Origin of the sequence: Streptomyces sp. NBC_00576 (assembly GCF_036345175.1) — a bacterium.
In the GTDB taxonomy this organism is placed as follows: Bacteria; Actinomycetota; Actinomycetes; order Streptomycetales; family Streptomycetaceae; genus Streptomyces.
In genome coordinates this window covers 4,860,118-4,876,976 of sequence record NZ_CP107780.1, presented here as the reverse complement: position 1 = coordinate 4,876,976, position 16,859 = coordinate 4,860,118, and the positions used below count along the sequence as shown (strand labels likewise).

The window sequence follows — 16,859 nt, the reverse complement described above, 5'->3', positions numbered from 1 at the left end:
CAGCACCAAGCAAGGAGGCGATCCCCTTTGAGTTCGGGAACCGGAGCAGACTCCGCACCCGCACCAGCCGCCCACGACCCCCAGCCCGCTCCCCCTGAACGCACTCGCAAGTCCTCGATGTTCAGCTCTCTGCGCGTCCGTAACTACCGTCTGTTCTTCCTCGGCCAGGTCGTCTCCAACATCGGCACCTGGATGCAGCGCATCGCCCAGGACTGGCTGATCCTCAGCCTCACCGGGTCCTCCACCGCCGTCGGCATCACGACGGCGCTGCAGTTCCTGCCGATGCTGCTCTTCGGCCTGTACGGCGGTGTCCTCGTCGACCGGCTGCCCAAGCGCCCCACACTGCTCGTCACGCAGGCCATGATGGCCGTCACCGGCCTCGCGCTCGCCGCCCTGACGCTCAGTGGTGACGTCGAGGTCTGGCACGTCTATCTCGCCGCCTTCGCCGTCGGTCTCGCCACGGTCGTCGACAACCCGGCCCGGCAGTCCTTCGTGTCCGAGCTGGTCGAGCCCGAGCAGCTCCAGAACGCGGTCAGTCTCAACTCCGCGAACTTCCAGTCCGCCCGCCTCGTCGGACCCGCCGTCGCCGGTCTGATGATCACCGGCGTCGGCACGGGCTGGGCCTTCCTCTCCAACGGACTGTCCTTCGTCGCACCCATCGCCGCCCTCCTCCTCATGCGCGGCCGTGAACTGCGCTCCGTGGAGCGGGCGCCGCGTGCCAAGGGGCAGCTGCGTGAGGGTCTGCACTATGTCGCCGGGCGGCCCGACCTGATCTGGCCGATCGTCCTCGTCGGGTTCATCGGCACCTTCGGCTTCAACTTCCCGGTCTTCCTCTCGGCGTACGCGGACGACGTCTTCCACGCGGGCGCCGGCGCGTACAGCCTCTTCAACACGCTGATGGCGGTCGGCTCCCTGGCGGGCGCCCTGCTCGCCGCCCGGCGCGGTACGGCGAAGCTGCGCGTCCTCGTCGCGGCGGCCGTGGCCTTCGGCGCACTGGAGATCGTGGCCGCGACGGCCCCCTCCCTGTGGCTGTTCGCGCTGCTGATGGTGCCGATCGGGATCGCCGGCCTGACGGTCAACGTCACGGCGAACACCTCGGTCCAGATGTCCACCGACCCGGCCATGCGCGGTCGGGTCATGGCCCTGTTCATGATGGTCTTCATGGGCGGTACGCCGGTCGGCGCACCGATCGTCGGCTGGATCACGGACCAGTACGGCCCCCGGGTCGGCCTCGCCTTCGGCGGCATCGTCGCGACGGCCGCCGCCCTGACGGTCGGTCTGGTCCTGGCCCGGGTGGGTGGCCTGCGCGTCTGTGCCGTCTGGAACTCCGGACACCCGCGCGTCAGCCTCGTCAAGCGGCAGGAACAAGGACATGAAGAGGAGCGGGAGCAGGACCAGGGGCGGCGGGAGCCGGTGACCTCCGTGGCGTGAGTACGGTGAGCGCCATGAGTGCCACCAGTGCCATGAACACCGCCAGGCTCTTCGCCGCCGTGCTGCCGCCCGACGACGTGTCCGAGCAACTCGCCGCCGCGGTCGCCGGGTTGAAGGGCCTGCCGGGCGCGGACGGGCTGCGCTGGACCGGCGTACCCGGCTGGCACTTCACCCTCGCCTTCTACGGCGAGGTGGACGAGGACGTCGTACCGGAACTGTCCGAGAGACTGGCACGGGCCGCCCACCGTACGGACGCTTTCGCGCTGTCGGTGCGCGGCGGCGGGCAGTTCGGGCACGGGCGGGCGCTGTGGGCGGGCGCCGCCGGTGACGTGAGCGTGCTGCGGCTGCTGGCCGACCGGGCGGAGGCGGCGGGGCGGAAGGCCGGCGTGGAGATGGGGGAGCACCGGCGCTACAAGGCCCACCTCACCGTGGCGCGCAGCCGCGAGGCCTTCGAGGTGCGGCCGTACGTCGAGGCTCTGGACGCGTTCACGAGCCGCACATGGACAGTGGACGACCTGGCGCTCGTACGCAGCAATCTGCCGAAGTCGGGGGTGCCGGGGGAACAGCCCCGGTACGAGGTGGTCGCCCGTTGGCCCCTAGGAGCGGCCGGTTAGGCTCGACGGCGTGAATCCGAAAATCCGGAACCGGGTAATGGCCGGTGTGCTCGTACTGCTGTTCGTGGCGGTGGCCGTGGCGGCGGCGGTCGGGAAGTGACGTAAGCCGGATTCCGGCCTGCGTCGCGACCGCCGCCCACCTGTCCTGTTACGACTGCCGCCCGCGCCTCACCAGGCGAAGGCCTCCGGTGACGGGCCCGGGCCCGGGAAGATCTCGTCGAGCGAGGTCAGCAGGTCGTCGCTCAGCTCCAGCTCGACCGCCCGTACCGCCGATGCCAGCTGCTCGGCGGTGCGCGGGCCGACGATCGGGCCGGTCACGCCGGGGCGGGTGAGCAGCCAGGCGAGAGCCGCCTCTCCTGGCTCGATGCCGTGCTTTTCGAGCAGGTCCTCGTACGACTGGATCTGGGCGCGTGAGGTGGGGTCGGCGAGGGTGTCGGCCGCGCGGCCACTCGCCCGCCGGCCGCCCTGGACCTCCTTCTTGATGACTCCGCCGAGCAGCCCGCCGTGCAGCGGCGACCAGGGGATGACGCCGAGGCCGTACTCCTGCGCGGCCGGGATGACCTCCATCTCGGCGCGCCGCTCGGCGAGGTTGTAGAGGCACTGCTCGCTGACGAGCCCGATGGTGCCGCCGCGCCGGGCGGCGATCTCGTTGGCCTGGGCGATCTTGTACCCGGGGAAGTTGCTCGAACCCGCGTAGAGGATCTTCCCCTGCTGTACGAGCACGTCGATCGCCTGCCAGATCTCCTCGAAGGGAGTCGAGCGGTCGACGTGGTGGAACTGGTAGACGTCGATGTAGTCGGTCTGGAGCCGCTTCAGCGACGCGTCCACCGCGCGGCGGATGTTCAGCGCGGAGAGCTTGTCGTGGTTGGGCCAGGCGTCGCCTTCCGGGGCCATGTTGCCGTACATCTTGGTGGCGAGGACCACCTTGTCGCGGCGCTCACCGCCCTTGGCGAACCAGTTCCCGATGATCGATTCCGTACGGCCCTTGTTCTCGCCCCAGCCGTAGACGTTGGCCGTGTCGAAGAAGTTGATGCCCGTTTCCAGGGCCGCGTCCATGATCGCGTGACTGTCGGCCTCGTCGGTCTGGGGGCCGAAGTTCATGGTCCCGAGAACGAGTCGGCTGACCTTGAGTCCTGTGCGTCCGAGCTGCGTGTACTTCATGACTGTTCAGCCAACGTCGTGGAGTGCGCTCTAGGCAAGGGCGGGCTGGGCGGGGGCGACGGACCTTGACACTAACTTGTGGTTAGTGCTTACGTATGCGCAGCGTCACTCGCTTTAAGTTTCAAGATTCTGGCTCGACGTCAAGATCTGGTTCGTCGTCAAGACCCTGAGAGAGGGACCATCGCCGTGACCCCCCACAAGCCCGCCCGCCGCATCCTCGTCGCCGCGCTCGCCGCGTCCGCCCTGCTGGGCGCCGCGACCGTACCCGCCGTCGCCTCGCCGTCCGCCGGAGGGCGCCATGCCTTCGGGTACGTCGGTGAAGGCGCCCGGCTCGACTACCAGAAGGGCGTCGCCGTAAGCGTCCTCAAGGGCGTGTTCGAGCGGGGTGACACCGCTGTCGTGGACAGGTTCGTGCGGACCGACTACATCCAGCACAACCCCCTCGCGGCCGACGGCTCCGGGCCGCTGAAGAACCTGGGCGTCGCGATGCACCAGCAGTTCCCCCAGGCGAAGTACGACGTCAAGCGAGTCATCTCCGAGGGCGACCTCGTCCTCGTGCACTCCAACGTCGTGCTGACGCCGGGGAGCCGGGGCTCGGCCGTCTTCGACATCTTCCGGTTCCGGGGCGGGAAGATCGCCGAGCACTGGGACACCGGGCAGAACGTGCCGGACACCAGCGCCAACGGCAACGACATGTTCTCGACGGTCAGCCGGCCGCAGACCGGTCAGCCGGGGTCGCGGTGGCTCACCGCCCACAACAAGAAGCTCGTGACCAAGGCGTTCGACCAGCTCATCGTCGACAAGGATCTCTCCGCGCTCGACAAGTACTGGGGAAGCGAGTACCACCAGCACAATCCCAACATCGCGGACGGTGTGGCCGGCGCGCGGCAGGGGCTCGGAGGGTACTTCCAGGCGTTCCCGGAACTGGCCGTCTCCCGTAAGCGGGTCGTGGCGGAAGGGGATCTGGTCGCCGTTCACAGCCACTACGTGAACGCGCCGGGCGAGCGGGGCCAGGCCGTCGTCGATCTGTTCCGGGTGCGGAACGGGAAGATCGTCGAGCACTGGGACGTACTTCAGGACGTGCCGGCCACTTCGGCCAACGACAACACGATGTTCTGAGACGAGAGCGATGTTCTGAAGTGAGAGCGGCGCTCTGAAGGCAGATCGATGCTCTGAGGTGAGAGCGGCGCTCCGAGTTGCGGGGCCGCCGCCCGGCCCCCTGCTGGGCGGGCCCGACCGGGTCGCCCAGCAGAGGTCGTTCGACTTCGCCGTCGTCAGAGCTGGGCGAACATGCCGGGCTGGTAGTCGCCGGCGGGCTGCTGGACGATGACGTTCATCCGGTTGAAGGCGTTGATGAGGGTGATCGTGAGGACCAGGGCGGTGAGCTGCTCCTCGTCGTAGTACTTGGCGGCGTTGGCCCAGGCCTCGTCCGTGACCCCGCCGGCCGCGTCCGCGATACGGGTGCCCTGCTCCGTCAGTTCCAGTGCGGCGCGCTCGGCGTCGGTGAAGACCTTGGCCTCTCGCCAGGCCGCGACCAGGTGGAGGCGCTGCGCGGTCTCGCCCGCGGCGGCGGCGTCCTTGGTGTGCATGTCCGTGCAGAAACCGCAGCCGTTGATCTGGCTGGCGCGGAGCCTCACCAACTCCTGCGTCGCGACCGGCAGGGCCGAGTCCGCGGCCGCCTTGCCTGCCGCGACGAGGTGCTTCGTGGCCTTGGTGGCGGTGGGGCTGGCGAAGAGGTTCAAGCGGGCTTCCATGGTGGGCTCCTCCGTCTTGTGCTGCCCTTGTCGGGCGTTACACATGGACGACGGAGCGGCTCGCCAGGATGTGACTCGAGCGAATGTGACGTGCGTCACTCTATGGCGCCCGGGAATCGGTCTTGCTCACCGCGGAGACGGCGGCTGGTTCCGGAGCAGGGGGATTTGAGGCCGCGGAGGTAGCAGTCGTCGAAACCGGAGCCATGACTGCTTCTGTACGTACCCGGACCGGCTCTATGACCGCGGAGGGGTCCAGTGCGACCGCGGTGCTCAGCAGGGGAACCGGAACGGAAGAGTTGACGGGGTGCGAGCGGACCCGGGCTCCGGGACCGGATCGCCGCCCTTTGCACAACGCCTCCCATTCTCCTCCGCCTCTCCGGTCCTCGCTCGTCGTCAGTGCCGGCGCCCCCTGCTGATGCCGCATCAGCAGAGGGGCGGGGTCGGGCCGAACTCGGTGTGGCAGAACGCTCCTTCGGGGGAGTTTCGGGCCTTCCCGCTCCGAATGCGATCACATGTCAGGGCGCGGAGACTGGGGGTATCGCGATAGCACCCGGCCTGTTGCGGCCCTCACTTCACGGAGGCGCAGAGATGCCAGCGGAGATGCCGACCGAGATGCCAGCCGAGACCCCCGTAGTGTTTTTCGACATCGGCGCGACACTCGCCGATGCGAGCTTCGAAGTTGACGGTTCATTGACTCTGCGGCCGCGACCCCGTGTGTTCGAGGTGCTCGACGCGCTCGCGGGGGTGCGCAGGGGCATCATCTCGAACCCGGGTGAGGGAGCGGCCGCACGCGCCCGTGCGAAGGCCGCGCTCGACGAGGCCTTCGCGGGCCGCTTCACCGACGACGGCCTCATTCACTGGGGTCCGAAGACCGCGCGCGGGATCTTCGACAACGCGGTGGCGAGCGCGGGTGTCCCGGCCGACAACTGCGTCTTCGTGGGTGAGGATCCCGACGAGCGTGCGGTCGCCCGCGAGGCCGGTCTGCGCGGGGCGGCCCATCCCGTGTTCACGCGCGCGGCCGTGGAGGGCCGGCGCGTCTTCTGGGCGAGGATCGAGCTGCCCGAGGGCCGGAGCCTGGCCGAGCTGGAGGCGGTCGCGAGCAGCGCCGAGGTCGTTCCGGTGCATGTCGCCGACGGCGGGCTCGTCCTCGCCATGACGACCGCGCAGGGCGTGGACGCTCTCGAACAGGGCGGGTTCACGGTCCGCCTTCAGGATCAGGTGGAGGAGACAGCGGCATTCCTCGTACGGGACGACCGCCAGGTCGCGGCCCCGCCGGACCTTCTGTACGCCTCGGCCGAAGAACGGGCGCGGGGGGCAGCGGCCCTGCGGGCGTCGGCCGCGTTCGACTTCGTCGCGAGCGAACTCGCCGGGACAGGCCGGTCCAGGGGGCTGGGGCGGGACGGGCGGGACGGGCGGACAGTCGTATCGCTCGGGCCGGCCCCGGGGGGCGTCTACATCGCTGCCGCCGCCGGTGTCCCCGTCGAGGAGGTGCACATCGAGGGTGCGAAGCCCGGCCACACCGAACGTCTGCTTCCCGACCCGGCGTTGCTGTCCCGTCCGGGCGAGTCGGACGCCGAGGGGCTCGTCCAGGGGTCGGGCCGGGGACTCGCCTCAGCCGCCGGATTCGCCGCCGCACCCTCCGCCGCGACGATCGCTTCGGTACGCGCGGCCGTCACCCCGGCGGTCATACGCGACCACGTGGCCCGGATCTCGGGCGTCGACCCGCTGGTCGATGGTGAGCCGAGGAGGGTCCGCAGCCGCGACGCGGCGAGCGACGAGAACCCGCTGGTGGCCGACGCGCTCGCCCACCGGCTCCACGATCTCGGCCTCGCGGTCAGACTCCACAGGTTCACCTGGCGGGGCCACCGGCTCTCCAACGTCGAGGCCGAGTTCCCGGTCGCGGGGTCGGACGGCGCCGTACTCGTCACGGCACACCTCGATTCGACCGCCGACCAGGGCGAGTACGTCGACGAGAACGGCCACCCGCGCCCGTACGACCCCGCTGTCGACCCGGCGCCGGGCGCGGACGACGACGGGAGCGGCGTGGCGGCGGTCATGGCGGCGGCCGAGTGCCTCAGCGAGATCGTCGCCACCGGAAGGGAGCCGACCCGGACGCTGCGCTTCGTCCTGTTCAACGCCGAGGAGCAGGGGCTCGTCGGCAGCAAGGTCTACGCCCGTGCGGCGGCAGCGGCAGGGGACAGCATCGCGGGCGTACTGCAGATGGACATGATCGCGGGCTTCCAGAGCGACGGGGGCGGCGCGGGAAACGGCGCACGTCCGGTCGAGATCCACGCGGGTTCGGCTGTTCCCGGCCCGGCGGTGGGCGCTTCGGACACCCTCGGCGACCTCGTCGAGGCGGCCGTGGGGGAGGTCGCGCCCGACCTCACGACGCAACGGCTCACGGGTGCCGACGACCCGGCCGCGGGCCGGAGCGACCATGCGAGCTTCCACGAACGGGGATGGGCCGCAGTCGCCGTATGCGAGAACTTCTTCGACGACACCGCGCCCGCCACCGGCACCCAGCAGTACCACAAGCCGGGCGACACCCTCGGGGACCAGGACCACAACACGGACTACGCGGCTTCCATCGCGCGCGGGGTGACCACAGCGGCCCTGACGCTCGCGGGCCTGTGAGCCCGCCGTCGGTCCCTGACCAGCGAGCCTCGATCCCCAACAACACCCAAGCCCCGATTCCCCATCTCCACCCCCACCCCCATCTCCACCCCCATCCCCATCCCCATCTCCACCCTCAGCCTCAAGGCAAGGAGCGGACGCGATGACTAGGACGATCGACAGACGGGACACCGGATACGACCATCTCGCCAGTACTGCTGGGGCCGCCTCCTTCCTCGACGAGACCGACCGGGTGGCAGCAGAGGTCGACCACACCCTCACCGCCGAGCGCAGCAAGGTGAACCGCTTCACCGGGCATCTGACCGAACTGCGGGTGGACGGCGCCCCGGGTTTCACCGACGCCGACATCGCGCACATCGAGGCCGGCGGGCACGCCACGGATGACACCCGGGACGCCGGCTATCTCGCCAAGGCCAAGGAGTACGTCTCCTCTGTCTCGGAGGCGATCGGATTCGCGGCGGGCGAGCCGGTCGAGTTCGAGGCCGACCCGACGGTGACCAGGACGAGCGACGGGATGCGCGTCGTCAGCCTGCAGCAGAGGCACAACGGTATCGAGGTGTGGGGGATGCAGCCGAAGGTGTGGCTGCACCCGGACGGCACGGTCGACCGGGTCGTCGGCGACACGGTGAGTGTGCCCGCGAGTCTCTCGACGAAGCCCGCGGTCTCGGCCGAGGCCGCCCTGCGGGTGGCGGCCGCGAAGGCCGCCGAGCCGGTGACTCTCCGGGGGCCCTTCGGCGACAGCGAACTCCCGCGTCTCGACATCTCCTACGGATTCGGGCGCCTGTCGGTGCAGCCGCAGGCCGACCAGCCGATGACCTTCGACGGGGGAGCATTCGAGGAGGCCGTTCCCGCCCGGCTCGTCTACCTCTACATGGGCGGCGATGTCCGCCTCACCTGGTTCTTCGCGTTCACACGGCCGAACTTCACCGTTCAGTACCACGCTTTTGTCGAGGCCGACGAACGGACCGTGGACAGGGACGCGCCCGAACTCCTCTACTTCTACGACACGAACAACCATGCCGTGGGCGGACTGGTCTTCCGGGAGAACCCGGTCGACAGTCCCTTCGGCGAGGTCACGTTCCCGCTGTCGCTGGACGCCTATCCGATCCAGGTGACGCCCGAGGTGCTGCCCGAGCTGCCCGAGGGGTTCCCGCTGGCCTGGACGGTGTCCAGCAACGGAAGGCTGGCGACCGACGGCAACAACGTGCGCGCCGTCAACGGCAGGAGCCGACAGCCGTTCCAGGTCCCGGTCGACGCGGTGGGCGACGCGGTGTTCAACGCCGACGCGAACACACCCGAGCAGCTCGTCACCAACATCTTCTACTTCTGCAACTACGCCCATGACTTCTTCATGATGCTCGGCTTCACGGAGAAGAACGGGAACTTCCAGGCCGTGAACAGACCGGGACACGGGAAGGGCGCCGACGCGGTCCTCGCCCTGGCGCACCCGGGACCGGTGGCGGGCACGGCCAACATGGCCACAAGGGCCGACGGACTGACGGGCGTGATGAACATGGGGCTGGTCACGGGCACCGGCCGCCACACGGCCAACGCTTTCGACGTCGTCATCCACGAGTACGTCCACGGGGTGACGAACCGTCTCGTCGGCGGGCTGTTCGACGCGAACGGCCTCCTGGAGGATCAGTCGGGCTCCATGGGCGAGGGCTGGAGCGACTACTTCGCCCTGACGATCATCAACTTCGCACGTGCGCGGGAGCACACGGTCGTCGGCGACTGGGTGGTCGACAACCCCGGCGGCATCCGGCAGCGGCCCTACGACGCGGACTACCCCGGAACCTTCGGAGACATCGGCAGCAGCAGAGGAGAGGTTGAGGGCGCCGGCAACGCCGACCTCAGTTACCGGGAGGTGCACGACGTCGGCGAGATCTGGTGCGCGGCGCTCATGGAGCTGACCCGCAAGGTCACCGCCGCGCTGGGCAGCAAGGAACGGGGATACCGGCTGACCTGGCAGGCGGTCGTCGACGGTCTGAAGCTCACCCCGAAGAACCCGTCGTTCCTCGTCGCGCGCGACGCGATCCTGCGGTCCTTCAAGGCGATGGAGGGCGGACGGCTGACCAGCGACGAGTACAGGGCGGTCCAGCGCGCCGCCTGGGAAGCCTTCGCGCGATACGGGATGGGCTTCGACGCCTTCTGCCCGAACGCGTCCTTCGACGGCTGCCAAGGCGGCAACGAACTGCCCCCGGTCGGCCACGCGGACTGAGGCGACCGCAGCCGCAGCCGCAGCCGCAGCCGCAGCCGCAACGGCCCAGGCTCACGGCGACCAGGGGACCGCCTGATCCGGTCAGTGTCCTCCGGCCCCGTACCGCTCCCCCAGATCCCAGGCCTCGTACAACGAGTCCGCGAACGCTCCCGCGATCTTGTGCTCGCCGCTCGCGTTGGGATGTGTGCCGTCGTACGTGTCGTGGTGGATGTCGTACGACGGTGGCGGCGACGTCAGGAGCAGGGGGGAGCGGGGTTCGTCCAGGTCGGCTGCCGTCTTCGCCAGGAGTTCGTTGAAGCGGGTGACCTCGGCGGCGAAGGGCGGGTCCGTTTCCGCGCGGACGTTCGGGATCACCGGGAGCAGGGCGATGGCGATGCGGGGGTTGGACCGGCGGGCCTCGGCCACGAAGCGGCGCGCGTTGGCCGCCGTCTGTTCCGCGTTCGTGTAGAAGCCGAGGTCGATCAGGCCCAGGGAGACCAGCAGGACGTCCGGCTTGTGGGCGCGTACCGCGTCCGCGATCAGCGGGGTCAGGTGGTGCCAGCCCTCGCCCCAGCCGGCCAGGTGGGCGCGGGGGAAGTCCGGTTCGGCGTACTCGTACGAGTCGGCGGTGTCCGTCGCCTTGTCGTACAGCGCCTCGCGCGGGCCGACGATCCGGAACGGGCCGCCGTACGTCTCCCGCAGGTGCTGCCACAGCCGGTAGCGCCAGGTGTGTTCGCCGGCGCTGCCGATGGTCATGGAGTCGCCTACGGGCATCAACCTGAGCATCCGCTCATGATGCGGGATGGGAAGGACAGAGGAAGGGCCGTGAGGCAGGTGTGCTGTGTGAGTCAGGCCACCCGATGTCAGGTGTATGTCAGCTTGTGGGCAGTTGTGCGTCGGTGAGTCGGCGATCCGGTGGCGGATCCGGCGGGGCGCTCAGGGTCGTGAGCGTCGTATCGATCGCCGGGATGGCACGCTTGAGGGCATGCGCCGATCGCTCGCCCTCCTCGCCGGGGGCCTACTCGTCGGGGCGCTCGCCGCGCCCGCCTCCGCTGCCGATGGTGACGAGGGCTTCACCATCAAGGACCCGCGGATCACCGAGTCCAGCGGTCTCGCCGCGTCCCGCCAGCACCCCGGCATCTACTGGACCCACAACGACAGTGACGACGGGGCCTTCCTGTACGCGATCGACAGCGCGACCGGGCAGACCGTCGCCACCGTCACCATGACCGGCGTCGGCAAGCCCCGCGACATCGAGGCCATCTCGATCGGGCCGAACAACCAGATCTACGTCGGCGACATCGGCGACAACGACGGCGTGACCTGGGATTATGTCTGGATTTACCAGCTCGCCGAGCCCAAGGTGCTCAAAAACCAGACGATCCGCGCCACCCAGTACGTCGTGAAGTACTCGGACGGTTCCCGCGACGCCGAGTCCCTCGTCGTGCACCCGAAGACCGGGCGCGTCTACATCATCGACAAGCAGGAGGACGGCGGGCATCTGTACGCCGGCCCGGCCAAGCTCTCCTCCTCCGGCACCAACCTCTTCCGGCCCGTCGCCCCCGTCGACATGTGGGCCACCGACGCCGCCTTCTCGCCCGACGGGCAGCAGTTGGCCGTACGCGGGTACTTCGGGGGCGTCTCCTACGCCTGGAACGGCGGCAAGCTCAAGCGGCAGGGGCAGCTCGACGTGCCGCTGCAGGGGCAGGGGGAGTCGGTCACGTACAGCCGCGACGGTTCCAAGATCATGTACGGGAGTGAGGGTGCCGAGAGTGGGGTCGCGGCCGAGGACGCCCCTTCGTACGGTAAGTCCGGTGACTCCGACTCGCCTGGTGGCAACGGGAGTTCGGCCTCGGGTAACGCGGGGGGCGGGGGCTCGGAGGGGAACGTCAAGACCGGGGCCATCGCTGTCGCCGTGCTCTTCGTCGCTTTTCTCGGGGTCAGGCGGCTTCGGCGGCGGCCGTCGGCGTGATCGTCCCGGCGGGCGTTTCCGCGAGCCGAACCGCTGAGCGGCCGAGCGTTCTGGTGAGCCTTCCGGTGAGCGCTCCGGGCGACTGCTGAACTCCGTACGCATTCCGGGGTGCCGCGAGTATTGACGTGGGCATGTTGTGTCAGTTTCCTGGGAGGTGCGCGGTATGTGGGAGCGCTCCCATCGATTCCGGGGCCGCGCCTCCCGAGAGGAACGAGCGACATGTTCCGCTTCCACGACTTCGGCAAGGGCCGCAAAGTCCGCAGCTGGCGAAGAGTGCTGTGTTCCGTTGCCGCCGCGCTCCTGTTACCGCTGGGAGCCGGTGTGCAGGCCGCTCACGCGGTGGACGCCGACGCGGCGGACGTCCGCGCGGCGGCCGCCGGTGCCGGCTACTGGCACACCAGCGGGCGGCAGATCCTGGACGCGGCCGGGCAGCCGGTCCGGATCGCCGGCATCAACTGGTTCGGCTTCGAGACCGGCAACTACGTGCCCCACGGCCTCTGGTCCCGCGACTACAAGAGCATGATCGACCAGATGAAGACGCTCGGCTACAACACCATCCGGCTGCCGTACAGCGACGACGTCTTCAAGTCCTCCACCGTCCCCAACAGCATCGACTTCAGCAGCGGCAAGAACGCCGACCTGCAGGGCCTGGGCTCCCTCCAGGTCATGGACAAACTGGTCGCGTACGCCGGTCAGATCGGCCTCAAGGTCATCCTGGACCGGCATCGGCCGGACTCGGGCGGACAGTCGGCGCTCTGGTACACGTCGGCGGTGCCCGAGTCGACGTGGATCGCCAACCTGAAGGCACTGGCGGCGCGTTACTCCGGTCAGGACGCGGTCGTCGGCATCGACCTGCACAACGAGCCGCACGATCCGGCCTGTTGGGGCTGCGGGGACACGGCGAGGGACTGGCGGCTGGCGGCACAGCGGGCGGGCAACGCGGTTCTCTCCGTGAATCCGCAGCTGCTGGTGTTCGTGGAGGGCGTGCAGACGTTCAACGGGGTCTCCGGCTGGTGGGGCGGCAACCTGATGGGGGTCGCGCAGTATCCGGTGCAGCTGGATGTGGCGAACCGGGTGGTGTACTCCGCCCACGACTACGCGACGAGCGTGGCCCAGCAGAGCTGGTTCAGCGATCCCTCGTTCCCCGCCAACATGCCGGGGATCTGGGACAAGTACTGGGGCTACATCTTCAAGCAGAACATCGCGCCGGTGTGGGTGGGGGAGTTCGGTACGACGCTCCAGTCGACGGTGGACCAGCGGTGGCTGGCCGCGCTGGTCGACTATCTGCGGCCGACCTCGACCTACGGCTCGGACTCCTTCCACTGGACCTTCTGGTCCTGGAACCCCAACTCCGGTGACACGGGCGGGATTCTGAAGGACGACTGGCAGACGGTCGACACCGTGAAGGACGGGTACCTGACGAGCGTGAAGGCGCCGGGCTTCCCCGGGAACGGTGGCGGTGGCGGGGGAGGGGGCGGTGGCGGTGGCGGCAGTACGGCGGCCTGCGCTGCCTCCTATGCCGTCAGCAGTGACTGGGGCGGCGGATTCAACGCCGAGGTGAAGGTGACCAATTCGGGGACGGTGGCGCTCAAGTCCTGGAAGGTGACCTGGACTTGGGGAGGTTCACAGGCGGTCACGAGCATGTGGAACGCGTCGTACACGCAGAGCGGATCGACGGTCACCGCTGTGAACGCGGTTCACAACGGAAGTGTGGCGGCGGGGAGTTCGGCGAGCTTCGGGTTCGGGGGAGCGCCTGGGGGTGGGGGTGTGCCGGTGGTGAGTTGTACGGCGACGTGAGCGGCTGAGGCTGCGGGACGGGGGTGCCCGGTGGCTGCGGGGACACTGGGCACCCCGTCCCAGGTCGACGTATCTAGTGATCCATCGACATCACGACGTACAGACCCGCCACGGCCGCGACCGCACAGACAGCGACCGCGACGATCAGTACGCAACCGAGCACCCCTGTTGTGCCGGCGACCGCCGCCCAGCCGAACCGCGTTGCCCGCTCGGCGCGTTGGACCGCGTCGCGGTACTCGCTGTCGTCGTCCCAACTGCGATCAGTCACGCGATCACCTCCCCCGGCCGGACTGTACGGCAGGTAGGATCTACGGCGACATCGCGTGTCGGTCACCGGCTGGGTGAGGCATGGAGGTGTCGGGAGATGCCCTTCGGAGGCATTCCTTGTCAGTCGAGTTGAACCACACGATCGTCCACGCCCGAGACAATCGGGAGTCCGCTGAATTCTTCGCGAACCTGCTGGGTCTCGAAATCACCGCCGAGTGGGGCCCGTTCATCGCGATCGAGCTGAGCAACGGCGTCACACTGGACTTCGCCACGATCCCCGCGGACAGCATCACCCCACAGCACTACGCCTTCCTGGTCTCCGAGGAGGAGTTCGACACGGCGTACGCGCAGATCAGCCGACACGGCATCGAGCACTACGCCGATCCCCAGCGGAAGCAGCCTGGCGCGATCAACCACAACGACGGTGGCCGCGGCGTGTACTTCATGGACCCGGCGGGCCACGCCATGGAACTCATCACCGTGCCGTACGGCGGCTGGACCTCGTAGGTCTCGTAAGCACACGCGCCGAGGGCCGCACTCCGGAGTGGAGTGCGGCCCTCGGCCACTGATTGTGCCAATTCCGTCGCGGACGGCTCCGAAGAAGGGGCCTTGGTGGCTACAGCTTCTCGATCACGTACGTAGTCGATGCGCTTCGTCAGCGCCTCGACGTCCGTCGGGGCGCTCTCCGGGAACATCGCCACGCGGAGCTGGTCGCGGCCGAGCTTGCGGTAGGGCTCCGTGTCGATGATGCCGTTAGCGCGGAGGACCTTGGGCGAGGGCGGCGGCCCATACTGGGTGGACGCAGGAAACAGGGTCTCCAACAGTGCGGCGATTGCCTTCGGGACGCTGAGGGATGCTGAATTCGGCCCGGCCGTAACCCTATGGACCGCCTGTCGTTCTACCTGATATCCGCCGCGTGCTTGAAATGCGCGCGGTCCCCGCCACTGGCACCGCGGCTTTCCGCGGTGGCCGGTTCAGCGTCCGGCGGGGCGACGATCCCAGGGTGTGCCCGCTCGAAAGAGCCGGGGCAGTCCAGACGTCGGCATCGCGTCACCGCCAGTGACGCCCGCATACGGGCTCTACCCAAGGATCGGCCCGGACTCGTCCGCGCTCGTTACCGCTTCCACCCCTCGGGACCACGCGACAACCCAGGATCCTTAAGAGTTCCAGAGACGCTTGAACCGGATTTCCGAGGTGCGGCCGTCCCGTGGTGAATCCCACCGTCCGTTTCCCCGCTCAGGGGCGGCGATCCCCGGCCAGATTGCCCCGCCACCGATCTGGCCGAACTTGCCGTCGCTCTATGGATGCCCTGGGCATCTAATGAAGGTCTGCACGACGCACCCTTCGTCTGCGAGGTCTTCCATGACGGAAACGGAACCTGTCGCCTTCCCCCAGGACCGGACCTGCCCCTACCACCCGCCTGCCGCCTACGCACCCCTGCGCGCCACCCGCCCGCTGTCCCGGGTCACCCTCTACGACGGCCGTCCGGCCTGGCTGGTCACCGGACGAGACACCGCCCGGGCCCTGCTCGCCGACCCGCGTCTGTCTACCGACCGCACCCGCGACGGATTCCCGGCGCTCACGGCACGGTTGGCGGCGGTCAAGAACCGGAAGACCGCTCTGCTGGGCGTCGACGACCCGGAGCATCGCGTCCAGCGACGCATGACGGTTCCCGGTTTCACGCTCCGGCGGGCCACCGAAATGCGCCCGCGCATCCAGCGGATCGTGGACGAGCGCATCGACGTGATGATCGCCCAGGGGCCGCCCGCCGAGCTGGTGAGCGACTTCGCGCTGCCGGTCCCCTCGACCGTGATCTGCGCCCTGCTCGGGGTGCCGTACACCGACCACGACTTCTTCGAAGGACAGTCCAGGCGCTTGCTACGCGGCCCGAAGGCCGAGGATGTCATGGATGCCCGGGATCAACTGGAGGAGTACTTCGACGAGTTGATCGACCGCAAAAGCAAACAGCCGGAGCCGGGCGACGGCGTGCTCGACGAACTCGTGCACCGGCAGCTGCGAGACGGGGAGCTGAACCGTGAGCAACTGATCGCCCTGGCGATCATCCTGCTGGTCGCCGGCCACGAGACGACCGCCAACATGATCTCGCTCGGCACCTACACCCTCCTCCAACACCCCGACCGACTCGCGGAGTTGCGCACCGACCCCGCGTTGATTCCGGACGCGGTCGAGGAGCTCATGCGGATGCTGTCGATCGCCGACGGACTGCTGCGGATGGCGCTGGAGGACATCGAGGTGGCCGGGACGACCATCAGGGCGGGTGACGCCGTCGTCTTCTTGACCTCGGTCATCAACCGCGACGAGGACGTCTACGTCGACCCCGACACCCTGGACTGGCACCGGCCCGCCCGCCACCACGTCGCGTTCGGCTTCGGCATTCACCAGTGCCTCGGCCAGAACCTCGCCCGCGCCGAACTGGAGATCGCCTTGCGCACGCTGTTCGTCCGGCTGCCCGCCCTCCGCCTCGCCGCCCCCGCCGACGAGATCCCCTTCAAACCCGGCGACACGATTCAGGGGATGCTGGAACTCCCCGTGACCTGGTAAGAGGCTCCGTTTCATGCCTGACGACACCCACATCGAGATCGACCAGGACGTCTGCATCGGGGCGGGCCAGTGCGCCCTGACCGCCCCGGGCGTCTTCACCCAGGACGACGACGGCTTCAGCACCCTCCTGCCCGGCCGAGAGGACGGCGGCGGCGACCCCCTGGTCCGGGAGGCCGCCCGGGCCTGCCCCGTCGCCGCCATCACGGTGTCCGAGACGGTCGGCTGACCGCCTGGTGACTTTCTTGTCCCTACGAGGGGTCACAACGCTGCGCGTACCGCGCTGCCCGAGGGCGCGGGTCCTCAGAGAATGGGCCCATCGAGGCCCGCTTTCGCTGTTGTCCACGAAGTGAGTCGGCGGTGGTTGATGAGGCTGTGGCTATGCCGACGAGGACGAGGAAGTAAGTGCACGCAGGGGGAGCGCTGGGAGGTGTAACGAGCATGAGCTGTACGGCGACATGGGGGTGTTT

General features: G+C 68.9%; 14 protein-coding genes and 1 pseudogene. 10 read left to right on the top strand and 5 right to left on the bottom strand.

Annotated elements, in window-relative coordinates:
• The first annotated feature begins 27 nt into the window (after nucleotides 1-27).
• Together OG734_RS20820 and thpR are read left to right on the top strand one after the other, a co-directional pair.
• Nucleotides 28-1,431: an MFS transporter gene (locus OG734_RS20820; protein WP_330289039.1), complete on the top strand. Its 1,404-nt coding sequence runs from the start codon at nucleotides 28-30 to the stop codon at nucleotides 1,429-1,431.
• A 14-nt stretch (nucleotides 1,432-1,445) separates the two neighbouring features.
• Nucleotides 1,446-2,045, top strand: coding sequence for an RNA 2',3'-cyclic phosphodiesterase (thpR, locus tag OG734_RS20815; RefSeq protein ID WP_330289038.1), 600 nt, complete (start codon nucleotides 1,446-1,448; stop codon nucleotides 2,043-2,045).
• 168 nt (nucleotides 2,046-2,213) lie between these two features.
• Here the strand turns inward: thpR and OG734_RS20810 are convergent, their stop codons facing one another.
• Nucleotides 2,214-3,206 (bottom strand): aldo/keto reductase, encoded by a 993-nt coding sequence (locus OG734_RS20810; RefSeq protein ID WP_330289037.1) that lies wholly within the window; start codon nucleotides 3,204-3,206, stop codon nucleotides 2,214-2,216.
• Between the two features lie 186 nt (nucleotides 3,207-3,392).
• Between OG734_RS20810 and OG734_RS20805 the strand changes: the two genes are divergently transcribed.
• Complete coding sequence (locus OG734_RS20805; protein ID WP_330289036.1) at nucleotides 3,393-4,325, top strand: nuclear transport factor 2 family protein; 933 nt, start codon at nucleotides 3,393-3,395, stop codon at nucleotides 4,323-4,325.
• Nucleotides 4,326-4,480: 155 nt separating this feature from the next.
• Here OG734_RS20805 and OG734_RS20800 read toward each other — a convergent pair whose 3' ends face one another.
• Nucleotides 4,481-4,960 carry a carboxymuconolactone decarboxylase family protein gene (locus OG734_RS20800; protein WP_330289035.1) on the bottom strand — a complete coding sequence of 160 codons (480 nt, stop codon included), beginning with the start codon at nucleotides 4,958-4,960 and terminating at the stop codon, nucleotides 4,481-4,483.
• Nucleotides 4,961-5,674: 714 nt separating this feature from the next.
• Between OG734_RS20800 and OG734_RS20795 the strand changes: the two genes are divergently transcribed.
• Nucleotides 5,675-7,594 carry a M20/M25/M40 family metallo-hydrolase gene (locus tag OG734_RS20795; RefSeq protein ID WP_330289034.1) on the top strand — a complete coding sequence of 640 codons (1,920 nt, stop codon included), beginning with the start codon at nucleotides 5,675-5,677 and terminating at the stop codon, nucleotides 7,592-7,594.
• A gap of 142 nt (nucleotides 7,595-7,736) precedes the next feature.
• Entirely contained in the window at nucleotides 7,737-9,815 is a 2,079-nt protein-coding gene (locus OG734_RS20790) for a M36 family metallopeptidase (RefSeq protein ID WP_330289033.1), read from the top strand.
• 81 nt (nucleotides 9,816-9,896) lie between these two features.
• Here the strand turns inward: OG734_RS20790 and OG734_RS20785 are convergent, their stop codons facing one another.
• Nucleotides 9,897-10,580: a GDSL-type esterase/lipase family protein gene (locus OG734_RS20785; protein ID WP_330289032.1), complete on the bottom strand. Its 684-nt coding sequence runs from the start codon at nucleotides 10,578-10,580 to the stop codon at nucleotides 9,897-9,899.
• 199 nt (nucleotides 10,581-10,779) lie between these two features.
• On the opposite strand from OG734_RS20785, the gene OG734_RS20780 reads away from it, so the two are divergent.
• Nucleotides 10,780-11,766, top strand: coding sequence for a WD40 repeat domain-containing protein (locus OG734_RS20780; RefSeq protein WP_330289031.1), 987 nt, complete (start codon nucleotides 10,780-10,782; stop codon nucleotides 11,764-11,766).
• 219 nt (nucleotides 11,767-11,985) lie between these two features.
• The gene (locus OG734_RS20775; RefSeq protein WP_330289030.1) at nucleotides 11,986-13,563 is read left to right on the top strand and encodes a cellulase family glycosylhydrolase; all 1,578 of its coding nucleotides are present in this window, start codon (nucleotides 11,986-11,988) and stop codon (nucleotides 13,561-13,563) included.
• Nucleotides 13,564-13,636: 73 nt separating this feature from the next.
• On the opposite strand, the gene OG734_RS20770 is transcribed toward OG734_RS20775, so the two are convergent.
• Nucleotides 13,637-13,831 (bottom strand): hypothetical protein, encoded by a 195-nt coding sequence (locus tag OG734_RS20770; RefSeq protein WP_330289029.1) that lies wholly within the window; start codon nucleotides 13,829-13,831, stop codon nucleotides 13,637-13,639.
• A gap of 116 nt (nucleotides 13,832-13,947) precedes the next feature.
• Between OG734_RS20770 and OG734_RS20765 the strand changes: the two genes are divergently transcribed.
• Nucleotides 13,948-14,337: a VOC family protein gene (locus tag OG734_RS20765; protein ID WP_330289028.1), complete on the top strand. Its 390-nt coding sequence runs from the start codon at nucleotides 13,948-13,950 to the stop codon at nucleotides 14,335-14,337.
• A 119-nt stretch (nucleotides 14,338-14,456) separates the two neighbouring features.
• Here the strand turns inward: OG734_RS20765 and OG734_RS20760 are convergent.
• Nucleotides 14,457-14,600: pseudogene (locus OG734_RS20760) on the bottom strand (phosphoserine transaminase); the annotation flags it as partial.
• Between the two features lie 592 nt (nucleotides 14,601-15,192).
• Between OG734_RS20760 and OG734_RS20755 the strand changes: the two are divergent.
• Together OG734_RS20755 and OG734_RS20750 are read left to right on the top strand one after the other, a co-directional pair.
• A complete protein-coding gene (locus tag OG734_RS20755) occupies nucleotides 15,193-16,392 on the top strand; it encodes a cytochrome P450 (protein WP_330289027.1) in 1,200 nt (399 codons plus the stop codon).
• Between the two features lie 13 nt (nucleotides 16,393-16,405).
• A complete protein-coding gene (locus tag OG734_RS20750; RefSeq protein WP_330289026.1) occupies nucleotides 16,406-16,618 on the top strand; it encodes a ferredoxin in 213 nt (70 codons plus the stop codon).
• The last annotated feature ends 241 nt before the right edge of the window (nucleotides 16,619-16,859 follow it).